This window comes from Georgenia sp. TF02-10 (assembly GCF_022759505.1).
Classification (GTDB): Bacteria; Actinomycetota; Actinomycetes; order Actinomycetales; family Actinomycetaceae; genus TF02-10.
This window is the reverse complement of the sequence record NZ_CP094292.1, coordinates 1-10,787: the sequence shown is the minus strand read 5'-3', so window position 1 is coordinate 10,787 and position 10,787 is coordinate 1. Positions and strand designations below refer to the sequence as shown.

Below are 10,787 nucleotides of genomic sequence, written 5' to 3'. Positions count from 1 at the left end.
CGCCCGCCGCGCCGACGAACGCCGGCGCCTTCGGGTCCAGCCCCGCGTCGCCGCCGGCCGGGTCGGCGACCAGGCGCTTGCGGAACACCCAGTACGTCCAGCCCTGGTAGGCCAGCACCACCGGCACGAAGAGCAGCGCGACCACGCTCATCACGGTCAGCGTCGCCGTCGTGGAGGACGCCTCGGTGACGGTCAGGGACCACGCCGGGTCCAGCGAGGACGGCATGACGTCCGGGAACATGCTGCCGAAGATGAGCACGACGGCGGCCACGATCGCCACCGCGTTGAGCGCGAACGCCCAGCCCTCGCGCCGCTCGCGGGTGGCGACGACGACCCCGACCAGGGCGCCGGCGGCCACCACCACCGCGGCCCAGGTCCAGGCCCGCTCGGCGAACGCGACCTGCGCCCACACCGCCCAGGTGCCGGCGACGGCGAGACTGAGCACCGACAGCCGCTGCGCCAGCACGCCGGCGCGGTGGCGGATCTCCCCGTCGGTCTTCAGGGCCAGGAAGACCGCGCCGTGGGTCAGGAAGACGGTCGCGGTCATCGCCCCGCCGAGCAGGGTGAAGGGGGTCAGCAGCGAGAAGAGCCCGCCGACGAGCTGGTGGCTGCCGTCCACCACCTCGATCTCCATGCCCTGGACCAGGTTGGCGAAGGCCACCCCCCACAGCACCGCCGGCACCCAGGCGCCGAAGGTGTGCGCCCAGTCCCACCGGTCCCGCCAGGTCTGGTCGTTGATCTTCGCCCGCCACTCGATGGCGCAGATCCGCACGATCAGCGCCAGCAGGATGACCAGCAGCGGCAGGTAGAAGCCGGAGAACATGGTCGCGTACCACTCCGGGAACGCGGCGAAGGTGGCGCCGCCGGCGGTGATCAGCCACACCTCGTTGCCGTCCCAGACCGGGCCGATGCTGCGCAGCATGACCCGGCGCTCCTGCTCGTCGCGGGCCAGCGGGCGCAGCAGCATGCCGACGCCGAAGTCGAAGCCCTCGAGCACGAGGTAGCCGGTCCACAGCACGGCGATGAGCAGGAACCACAGGGTGGGCAGGTCCATGGGGAGGCTCTCCAGGTCTCGGGACGGCGCGGCGGGCGGCTCGGGGGTCAGTAGGCGAAGGACAGCACCGGCTCGGCGGTCTCGGCCTTGCTGGCCGACGGCGGCCGGCCGCCGTCGCCGTCGTCCTCGCCGGCGTCGTCGGGCAGCGGCTCGACCCCCTGGCGCACGTAGCGGCGGACCAGCCGGAACCAGACCACCCCCAGCGCGGCGTACAGCAGGGTGAAGGTGACCAGGGAGGTGATCACCGACCCGGCGTCGACCACCGTGGACACCCCGTCCTGGGTGAGCAGGTACACCTGGTCGACCGGGCTGGCGGGGTTGGGGTGGACCACCCAGGGCTGGCGGCCCATCTCGGTGAAGATCCAGCCGAAGGAGGCCCCGAGGAACGGCAGCGGCAGGACCGCCAGGCTGAGCCGGCCGAACCAGGGCCGGCCGGTGACCCGGCCGCCGCGGAGCAGCCACAGCCCGGCCGCGGCGAGCACCAGGGAGAGCATCCCCAGGCCGATCATCAGCCGGAACGTCCAGTAGGTGACGGCGAGGTTGGGCGAGTAGTCCACGTCGGTGCCGAACTGGTCGGCGTAGCGCTCGGTGTACTCCTCCTGGACGTCGTTCACCCCCGGCAGGTAGCTCTCCGGGCCGCTGAACGAGCCGGTGCCGAGGTAGGACGTCAGCCCGGGGATCTGGATGAGGTGGCGCACGCTGGAGCAGTCCCCGGTGAGGTCCCCGACGGTCAGCAGGGAGAAGCCGGCGGACTCCTCGCCCTCGCACAGGGCCTCCGCGGCGGACATCTTCGCCGGCTGCTGGACGTACATGAGCTTGCCCTGCACGTCGCCGCTGATCGCGACGCCGGCCCCGGCGATCACCATGGTGACCAGCCCCACGTAGGCCCCGGCCCGCCAGACCGTGCGGGCCTCCCGCTCCCGGCCCGCGCGGACCGAGCGCACCAGCCACCAGCCGGACACGCCGGCGACGAACGTCCCGCCGACGAGGAAGGCGGAGGTGACCGTGTGGGCGTAGGCGGCGAGCAGGGTGTTGTTGGTCATCACCTCCAGGAAGCCGCCGACGCCGTCCAGCTCGGCCCGGCCGGTCTCGGGGTTGAACACGGCGCCGACCGGGTGCTGCATCCAGGAGTTCGCCGCGAGGATCCAGTACGCGGACAGGTTGGTGCCGATCGCCACCAGCCAGATGCAGGCCGTGTGCAGCCACCGCGGCAGCCGGCCCTCGCCGAAGATCCACAGGCCCAGGAAGGTGGACTCCAGGAAGAAGGCGGCCAGGGCCTCGATGGCGAGCGGGGCGCCGAAGATGTCCCCGACGAAGCGGGAGTACTCCGACCAGTTCATCCCGAACTGGAACTCCTGGACGATGCCGGTGGCCACGCCGAGGGCGAAGTTGATCAGCAGGATCTTGCCGAAGAGCTTGGTCAGCCGGTGCCAGCGCTCGTTGCCGGTGCGCACCCAGGCGGTCTGCATGATCGCCACCAGGGGCGACAGCCCGATGGTCAGCGGGACGAGGACGAAGTGGTAGACGGTCGTGATGCCGAACTGCCACCGGGCCAGGTCGAGGGTCTCCATGGTCGCCCTTCGGGACGTGCTGGTGCCGCGGGCGGGCCGCGGCTGGTGCTCCGTCCAACGTAGGAGCCGGTCGGCGCGGGCCCCGGGACCAACGTCCCGGGAGATGACACGCCGTCAGGACCGGCCGGGGCGGGGCTCCCCGCGCCTACGCCGCGTGCCCTCCCCGCCCGGGCGGCCGCCCTGTGCGATACTTCTCTATGGCTGGAGAGCAGCTCCACACCCCGCTCTTCGGTCCGACGATGTCGCGACCACCCAGGCACGGGCCCACCTCGCGCCGCCTCGCCACCCGGGCGAGCGCGCTGCAGCAGGGGGCCGTCCGCCGCGGTGACGCCGAGCCCCTGGCCGGCGCGTCGCCCGTCCGTCGGCGCGCCGGTGCACCTGCCCGGCACGTACCCACTGGACTTTCCGTCCGCGGCGCGGCCGCGGACGACGACCTGCCTGCGGGCGCCGAGGGGTGTGGACGGCGTACTCTGCGCCTCGGCGGCGACGTTGTGCCGGAAGTCGGCGAGCAGGTTGCCGCTCGCGACGATGTAGCCGGCGTTCCACGGCACGCCCTGGCTGTTGGTCGGCATCGCCGAGCCGCCGCTGACGATGGCGTGCTGCACGTTCTGCCCGCCGAGCACGGCGGCGAGCGCCGGGTTGGCGGCCGCGGCCTGGGCCTGGGTCTCCGACGGCGCGCCCTCGAGCAGCCGGGCCATCATCGTGCACAGCATCTCGACGTGCCCGATCTCCTCGGTGCCGATGTCGAGGATCATGTCCTTGTACTTGCCGGGGACGCGGCAGTTCCAGCCCTGCCACAGGTACTGCATCATCACCGTCATCTCGCCGAACTGGCCGCCGACGAGCTCCTGGAGCTTGCCCGCGAAGAGGGCGTCCGGACGCTCCGGCTTGGCGTTGAACTGCAGCTGCTTGGTGTGTCGGAACACGAGTGCCTCCGTGGTGGTCGGGGGCGCTGGTCGCCCCGTCCCCGCCCACGGTGGCGAGCGCCCGTGCCGCCGCCGTGGGTGCCGGCGTACGCCGTCGCGTCGCAGCAGCCGTCGCAGCGGCGTCACCGGCAGCCGATTTCTCCCGGGGCGGTGACCGGATACCGGGCTGCGGCGGGGGAACCTGTCCCTCTGTGCCGGACGGCCCGAGGGCCGGCCGGGGCAAGACCTCCGGGTCGAGAGCGCGGCCCGGGGAACCAGGCACGGCAGAGGGGAAGTGCCGATGGCCGGAACCGGGTCGATCCGCCCGCGGCTGCAGGTGCTGGGCGACTTCCAGGCGTGCTGCGGCGGTGAGCCGCTGCACGTGCCCCACGCCGGTCAACGGGTGCTCGCGTGCCTCGCCGTGCTCCACCGGCACCGGCCCGCGCGGCGCACGAGCGTGGCCGAGCGGCTGTGGCCGGACGCCCCGCCCGGCCGGAGCACGTCGACCCTGCGGTCGGTGCTGTGGCGGCTGCCGCGGCCACGCGGCCGGACGCTGGTCAGGGGCAACGCCACCACGATCGAGCTGCACGAGGACGTCGAGGTCGACCTCTGGGAGTCCGAGCGGGTCGCCGCCGGCGTGTGCGGGGACGGGCGCCCCGCCGGGGCGGTGCCGGACCTGCTCACGCTCGAGGACGACCTGCTGCCCGACTGGGACGAGGAGTGGCTGGTGATGGAGCGCGAGTCGTTCCGCCAGCTGCGGCTGCACGCCCTGGAGCGGGTCGCGGCGGAGTCCTGCGACCGGGGCCGTTTCACCGACGCCCTCTCCGCCGGCCTCTGCGCGGTGCGCTCGGAGCCGCTGCGCGAGAGCGCCCATCGCACGGTGATCGCGGTGCACCTCGCCGAGGGCAACTTCGCCGAGGCGCTGCGGCAGTACGACGGCTACCGGCGGCTGCTCGCCGACGAGCTCGGCCTGCCGCCGTCACCCGCGATCGACCGGATGGTCGGACCGCTGCTCGACCGGCCTGCGGACGTGCGCTGACGCACGCTGACCTGGGGGCCTCAGTCCCGGGGCGGCTTGAGGGGGTCGTGCCCGATGTTCATCAGCCGGCGGCGCCACCGGTCGTCGCCGGCGGTGGGCTCGAGGTCGTCGCGTCGCTGGGAGGCGACCTTGTCGACGACCCGCCGCATGACGTCGACGTCGTCGGGGTTGAGGTCGGAGCGCCGCTTGCCGAGGATCTCCAGCACCCGGTGGCCGAGGTGCGGCCCCGCCTGGTCGGGCAGCTCCTCGGTCTCCTCCCCGGCGCCCTGGACGGCGAGCCAGTCGCGCAGCTCGCGGGACGTCATGTTGACCACGGTGTGGAAGTTCTCCCAGAGCACGTCGTCGACGATGCTGGTGGCCACGGTGCCTCCTCGGGGTCGGGTGCGTCGCCCGTCCGGTACCCGCGGGCAGCGGGACGTCATACGCCCGCGGTCGGATCGGCCCGGGTGGGTACCACGCCGGCGTGGCCGGTGAGGAGCGACCGGGCGCCCAGCAGTGGGTGCCGAGCGACCCGACCCTGGCGGACCTGCGGTCCGCCGTGCAGGAGTGCCGTGGCTGCGAGCTCTACCGGGACGCGACCCAGGGCGTGATGGGGGAGGGCCGGCCCGACGCGCCCCTGGTGCTGCTCGGTGAGCAGCCGGGCGACCGGGAGGACGTCGAGGGCGAGCCGTTCGTCGGCCCCGCCGGCAAGCTGCTCGACCGGGCGCTCGGCGACGCCGACATCGACCCCGACGACGTGTTCCGCACCAACGTGGTCAAGCACTTCCGCTGGAAGGGCGTGCGCGGCAAGCGCCGCATCCACCAGTCGCCGCACAAGGCCCACGTCGAGGCGTGCAGCCCGTGGCTCGACGCGGAGCTCCGGCTGGTGCGCCCGACCGGCGTCGTCCTGCTCGGCGGCACCGCCGGCAAGGCGGTCTACGGCTCGTCGTTCAAGGTCGGCGAGACTCGCGGCCGGCTGATCGAGTGGCCGGAGAGCCGGCCGCTCGACCACCGGCCGGCGTGGGTGCTCACCACCACCCACCCCTCCGCCGTGCTCCGCACCGACGACCGGGAGGCGGCGTACGCCGCACTCGTCGACGACCTGCGCGTCGCCGCCGCCGAGCTCTAGCCGACCCGTCGCATCTCTGCAGCTGGACGGTGCCGACCCGGCACATCTCGGCAGCTGGAGGGTGCCGACCCGGCACATCTCGGCAGCTGGTCCTAGGACTGGGGCGCGATCGGCGGCTGGCCGCGGTCACGGGCGGCGTTGAGCACCGAGATCTTCTGCCACACCTTCCGCTCCAGCGACACGGTGAGGTTCTCGACCGTGCTCACCGTCTCGAGGACGAGGCCGTCCCGGGACTCCTCGGCGCACAGCGCGGCGGCCTTGCCGATCAGGCTGAGCAGCTCGGAGCAGTAGTCGAGGTAGTGCTCCAGCTCCCGGCGGTCGAGGTCCATCGCCACGCTGGCCGCCGTCGGCCGGAACGACGGGCGAAGGCGCTCAGGGTCCTTGGTGAGCTGGTGCATGTCGACGATGTGGGCGAGCGAGCGCAGCCGGTGGAGCAGGCCGAGCAGCCGCGAGCGCTGCAGTCGCTCGGGGACCGAGGCGAGGAACCAGATCGCGATCGCCGCGAAGACCAGGTCGTTGACCGCGCTCTCGAGCAGCGGCAGCCACTGGAGGCCGTCGTCCGGCGCATCGGTCGCCGCCGACCGGGCCGCCATCGCGAGCACCGCGCCGGTGACGACCACGACCGCGACGATCCCGAGCCGCGACAGCGGGCGCAGCCACGACCGCCGGTCGCGGACCGAGGCCGTCGACGACGCCACGGCGGCCACCAGCGCCTCGAGCTCGTCGGCCACCCGGAGCAGGCCGCGGCCGGGGAAGCGCGCGGCGATCCGCTCCCGCAGCCGCCGCACCGTGGCCAGCACGGGCTCGGCCTGCACCTTCTCGAGTCCCGCCGCCACGGCGGCAGCCTAGGGCCACCCGTCGGGGCGGCTCGTCGAAAACGACCGACCCGGCCCATCTCTGCGCCGAACCGGCCTCGACCCGTCGCATCTCTGCGCTCGCGCGTGCAGAGATGTGACGGGTCGGCGACGTCGGGCTGCAGAGATGTGACGGGTCGGGGCGTTGAATCGTGCAGAGATGCGACGGGTCGGGCCGTTGAGCGTGCAGAGATGCGACGGGTCGGCGGGGAAGAGGGGGCGGAGGGCGGGGCGACGTACGCTGGCGCGGTCATGACCGCCCCGCCGCACGTGCTCGACTGCCGCTACTGGGACGCCGGCGTCTGCCGGTCGTGCGCCTGGCTGGGCCGGTCGTACGACGAGCAGCTCGCGGCCAAGCAGGAGGCCGTCCGGGCCCTCGTCGACCGGCCGGGACTGACCTGGCTGCCCCCGGTGGCCAGCCGGCCGGAGGGCTTCCGCAACAAGGCCAAGATGGTGGTCGGCGGGACCGCCGCGGAGCCGACGCTGGGCATCCTCGGGCCCGACGGCGGCGTCGACCTGCGCCACTGCGCCCTCCACACGCCGGGGATCGTCGCGGCGCTCCCGGTGCTGGCCGGGTTCGTGGAGCGGGCCGGCCTGCAGCCCTACGACGTCGGGTCGTCGCTCCCGGTCGGGCGGAGGGGTGAGCTCAAGCACCTGCTCGTGACCGAGTCGCCCGACGGCGAGCTGATGGTGCGGTGGGTGCTGCGGTCGACCGCCGACCTCGCCCGGGTCGAGAAGCACCTGCCGTGGCTGCGCGCCGCCCTCCCGCAGGTGCGGGTGGTGACGGTCAACGTGCAGCCGGAGCACCGGGCGGTGCTCGAGGGCGACCGCGAGGTGGTGCTCACCGACGAGGCGACGCTGCCGATGCGGGTCGACGGGGTCACCCTCCACCTGGGGCCGCGCAGCTTCTTCCAGACCAACACCGAGGTCGCCGCGGCCCTCTACCGGCAGGCGCGTGCCTGGGTCGACGAGCTGGCGCCGGCGACCGTGGGGGACCTCTACTGCGGGGTCGGCGGGTTCGCGCTGCACCTCGCCGCGCCCGGTCGCCGGGTGACCGGGGTGGAGATCAGCGCCGACGCCGTGGCGGCCGCCGCGCGCGGGCGCGACGACCTCGGCCTCTCGCCGGAGCAGGTGCGGTTCGTGGTGGGCGACGCGACGTCGTACGACCTCGGGGACCCGCCCGGCCTGGTCGTCGTCAACCCGCCGCGGCGGGGACTGGGCGGCGACCTGGCCGGCTGGCTGGAGCGCTCCGGCGTCCCGCACCTGATCTACTCCAGCTGCAACCCGACCACCCTCGCCCGCGACCTCGCCGCGATGCCGTCCTACCGGCCGGTGCGGGCCCGGGTGCTCGACATGTTCCCCCAGACCTCCCACCTCGAGGTCCTCGTCCTCCTCACCCGCACCCGACCAGCAAGGACCAGACCGTGACCCAGATCGACGTCTCCCACGACCCCGCCACGCGACGGTACGTCGCGCAGGTGGACGGCGCGACCGCCGGTTTCGCCGAGTACGTGCTCACCGACGAGCTCGTGGTGTTCACCCACACCGAGGTCGATTTTCGGTTCGAGGGGCAGGGCGTCGGCTCGGCCATCGCGCGGTTCGCCCTCGACGACGTGCGCGACGCCGGCGTGCGCAAGGTGCTGCCGGTGTGCCCGTTCATCAAGGCGTGGATGCGGCGCCACGAGGACTACTACCCGCTGCTCCACAACGTGCCCGCGTCGACCGCCCGCGACTGACCGCCTGCGGGTCCCCGCGGCCGGTTCTCGGGGGTCAGCGCAGGGAGTACGTCGCGAGGGAGACGCCGACGTAGTGGGCGACGAACGCCAGGATCGTGAAGGTGTGGAACACCTCGTGGAACCCGAAGTACCGGGGCCACGGGTCGGGGCGCTGGAGCCCGTAGACCACGCCGCCGACGGTGTAGAGCGCCCCGCCGACGATGATCAGCACGAAGACCGCGACGCCGATGCCGACGCCGAGGGCGAGCGCGCCGTCGAAGAAGTGGGGGATGAAGAAGATCGCCGCCCAGCCGAGCGCGATGTAGATCGGCGCCGACAGCCACCGCGGAGCGGAGGGCCAGAACAGCTTGAACGCGACGCCGAGCAGCGCCCCGGTCCACACCACCGTCAGGAGCAGCACCCGGTCGAGGCCGTCGAGCAGGATCAGGCTGAACGGCGTGTAGGACCCCGCGATCATCAGGAAGATGTTGGAGTGGTCGAACCGGTTGAGGATCGTCCACACCTTCGGCGACCAGGTGCCGCGGTGGTAGATCGCGGAGACACCGAAGAGCAGCAGCGCGGTGCCGGCGTAGAGCGCGGACCCGATCCGGGTCGTCGCGGTCGGCGACATCGCGACGAGGACGATCCCCGCGGCCAGGATCACCGGCGTCGACGCGAGGTGCAGCCACCCGCGGAGCCGGGGCTTGACGTCCGCGATGGTCTCGCTGATCTGGTCGCCGATGTGGTCCAGGCCCGCGCGGACCCGGGAGTTCGCGTGGTTGAAAGCCTGGGTCATGGCCCCAGGCTATCCGGCGGTCCCAGCGCGACAGCCCCGCGCGGGACGGTGATCCCGGCCACGGTACGGCGGCCGCCCCGCCGCGCCGTGGCCGGTCCGGCGTCAGTGGTTGTGGGGCGGGACGACCGCGCCCTCCGACGGCTGCACGATCACGAACCCGTGGCCGCCGAACGCCACCTGGAACGCCTCGCCCGAGCCGCGCCCGATGAGGGCTCCCGCGGTGAACGAGGAGTGGATCGAGGTCTGCAGGTCGATCGACCAGGCCACGATCGCCTGCATGTCGGCGAACGTCGGGGCCTCCGCGGCGTTGAGCACGACCGGCTCGCCGTCGGTCGTGATCGCCACCCAGCCGGTGCCGCGGAGCGCGGTGTTGAAGAGGCCGCCCGCGGCGATGCTGCCGCCCTTCACCCGCTCGATGTTCCAGTCGAGCCCGGCGGAGAACGCGAGCACGTTGGCACCGTTGACCGAGATCCCGCTGCCGTTGAGGTGGAGGACGTGCACGTGCCGCGCGCCCTCGGCGAGGAACACGTCGCCCTGGCCCTCGACCCGCATCAGCGGCAGCCCCTCGCCGGTGAGCGCCTTCTTGAAGAACTTCGCGGCGCCGCCGCCCTGGTAGGCGAAGGACACCTGGCCCTGGTAGGCGACCATCGCGCCCTGGCGGGCCATGAACGGCTCGGTCATCCGGACGCGCAGCAGCCTGCTGTTCTGGAGCGCCGGGCCGGGTCCGGTCTCCTTCTCCGAGAACCGGCCGTCGATCAGGTCGCCGGAGATGCCGGCGGTGCCCCCGAGCACGCCACCGGCCCCACCGCCCGGCAGGCCGCGGCCCGGCATCCCGCCGTACGGCGCGCCCGCCGGCTGGGCAGCCACCGGCGCCACCGCGGGGGGCGCCTCCCCGAACGCCGGTTGCTCGGCCTCGTGCCCCGGCTGGTCGCCGACGACCCGGGTCTCGCCCACCCAGGCGTCGCCGTCGCCGACCGGCTGGTCGGCGGGCTGGTCGGGCGCGGGCCGGTCGCCGTCCTGCGGCTCGGTCGCGTGGGTGCCGGTGTGGGCACCGGGCTCCTCCGGGGGCGCGAGCGGCGAGACCGACTGCACACCGCCGTCGGAGACGTGCTCGGTCCACTGGGTGCCGTCCCAGTAGCGGAGCTCGTGGCGGCCGGTGGGGTCGGGGTGCCAGGCTGCGGCGGTCATCAGGTACCTCTCTCTGCGGTCGGTGCGTCGTCGCGCGGGGCCCATGGTGTCAGCCCGCGCCAGCACCCCGGAAGCGTCTCGGGGAGCGGGTCGCACGGCTAGGCTTGGGGGGTGGTCGACTGGAAACGGGGTGTGCGGCGGGTGCTCTACCCGGCGTACGAGGCCCGGGTCCTGCGCCGGATGCCCGACAACCTGCCCAAGCACGTCGGGGTCATGCTCGACGGCAACCGGCGGTGGGCGAAGGCGGTCGGCCGCGACACCGCCCACGGCCACCGGGCGGGCGCGGCCAACATCGAGCCGCTCCTGACGTGGTGCGAGGAGATCGGCATCGAGGTGGTCACCCTGTGGCTGCTCTCGACCGACAACCTCAACCGGCCGGCCGACGAGCTCGACCCGCTGCTGGAGATCATCGCCGACGCCGTCGACAGCCTCGCCGACCAGCGGCGGTGGCGGCTCAACCCGGTGGGCGCCCTCGACCTGCTGCCCGACGCCACCGCCGAGCGGCTCAAGGCGGGCGCCGAGGCCACCGCGGGGGTCGACGGGATGCTGGTCAACGT

At 73.5% G+C, this 10,787-nt stretch carries 12 protein-coding genes; 5 read left to right on the top strand and 7 right to left on the bottom strand.

The window, feature by feature from the left end:
* From cydB to MF406_RS18605, 3 genes are all read right to left on the bottom strand, one after another.
* Window positions 1–1,054 (bottom strand): cytochrome d ubiquinol oxidase subunit II (gene cydB / locus MF406_RS18615; protein WP_242898064.1); only part of this gene is annotated, 1,054 nt, incomplete at its 3' end.
* A gap of 47 nt (window positions 1,055–1,101) precedes the next feature.
* Window positions 1,102–2,625 carry a cytochrome ubiquinol oxidase subunit I gene (locus tag MF406_RS18610; RefSeq protein ID WP_242898063.1) on the bottom strand — a complete coding sequence of 508 codons (1,524 nt, stop codon included), beginning with the start codon at window positions 2,623–2,625 and terminating at the stop codon, window positions 1,102–1,104.
* Entirely contained in the window at window positions 2,553–3,551 is a 999-nt protein-coding gene (locus tag MF406_RS18605; RefSeq protein ID WP_242898062.1) for a manganese catalase family protein, read from the bottom strand. Before MF406_RS18605 ends, MF406_RS18610 begins: the two co-directional genes overlap by 73 nt.
* A gap of 280 nt (window positions 3,552–3,831) precedes the next feature.
* On the opposite strand from MF406_RS18605, the gene MF406_RS18600 reads away from it, so the two are divergent.
* The gene (locus tag MF406_RS18600) at window positions 3,832–4,569 is read left to right on the top strand and encodes a BTAD domain-containing putative transcriptional regulator (RefSeq protein WP_242898061.1); all 738 of its coding nucleotides are present in this window, start codon (window positions 3,832–3,834) and stop codon (window positions 4,567–4,569) included.
* Between the two features lie 20 nt (window positions 4,570–4,589).
* Here MF406_RS18600 and MF406_RS18595 read toward each other — a convergent pair whose 3' ends face one another.
* Window positions 4,590–4,931: a DUF3140 domain-containing protein gene (locus MF406_RS18595; RefSeq protein WP_256463969.1), complete on the bottom strand. Its 342-nt coding sequence runs from the start codon at window positions 4,929–4,931 to the stop codon at window positions 4,590–4,592.
* Between the two features lie 101 nt (window positions 4,932–5,032).
* On the opposite strand from MF406_RS18595, the gene MF406_RS18590 reads away from it, so the two are divergent.
* Window positions 5,033–5,677: a UdgX family uracil-DNA binding protein gene (locus MF406_RS18590; protein WP_242898060.1), complete on the top strand. Its 645-nt coding sequence runs from the start codon at window positions 5,033–5,035 to the stop codon at window positions 5,675–5,677.
* Between the two features lie 92 nt (window positions 5,678–5,769).
* On the opposite strand, the gene MF406_RS18585 is transcribed toward MF406_RS18590, so the two are convergent.
* Complete coding sequence (locus MF406_RS18585; RefSeq protein ID WP_242898059.1) at window positions 5,770–6,513, bottom strand: hypothetical protein; 744 nt, start codon at window positions 6,511–6,513, stop codon at window positions 5,770–5,772.
* 270 nt (window positions 6,514–6,783) lie between these two features.
* On the opposite strand from MF406_RS18585, the gene rlmC reads away from it, so the two are divergent.
* Window positions 6,784–7,959, top strand: coding sequence for a 23S rRNA (uracil(747)-C(5))-methyltransferase RlmC (gene rlmC / locus MF406_RS18580; protein WP_242898058.1), 1,176 nt, complete (start codon window positions 6,784–6,786; stop codon window positions 7,957–7,959).
* On the top strand, window positions 7,956–8,267 hold the full coding sequence (locus MF406_RS18575; protein WP_242898057.1) for a GNAT family N-acetyltransferase: 312 nt from the start codon (window positions 7,956–7,958) through the stop codon (window positions 8,265–8,267). Before rlmC ends, MF406_RS18575 begins: the two co-directional genes overlap by 4 nt.
* Before the next feature lie 34 nt (window positions 8,268–8,301).
* Here the strand turns inward: MF406_RS18575 and MF406_RS18570 are convergent, their stop codons facing one another.
* Together MF406_RS18570 and MF406_RS18565 are read right to left on the bottom strand one after the other, a co-directional pair.
* Window positions 8,302–9,042, bottom strand: coding sequence for a hemolysin III family protein (locus MF406_RS18570; RefSeq protein WP_242898056.1), 741 nt, complete (start codon window positions 9,040–9,042; stop codon window positions 8,302–8,304).
* Window positions 9,043–9,144: 102 nt separating this feature from the next.
* Window positions 9,145–10,230, bottom strand: a complete 1,086-nt coding sequence (locus MF406_RS18565; RefSeq protein ID WP_242898055.1) for an AIM24 family protein — start codon at window positions 10,228–10,230, stop codon at window positions 9,145–9,147.
* Window positions 10,231–10,341: 111 nt separating this feature from the next.
* Between MF406_RS18565 and MF406_RS18560 the strand changes: the two genes are divergently transcribed.
* The coding region (locus MF406_RS18560) for an undecaprenyl diphosphate synthase family protein (protein WP_242898054.1) at window positions 10,342–10,787 on the top strand (446 nt) is incomplete at its 3' end.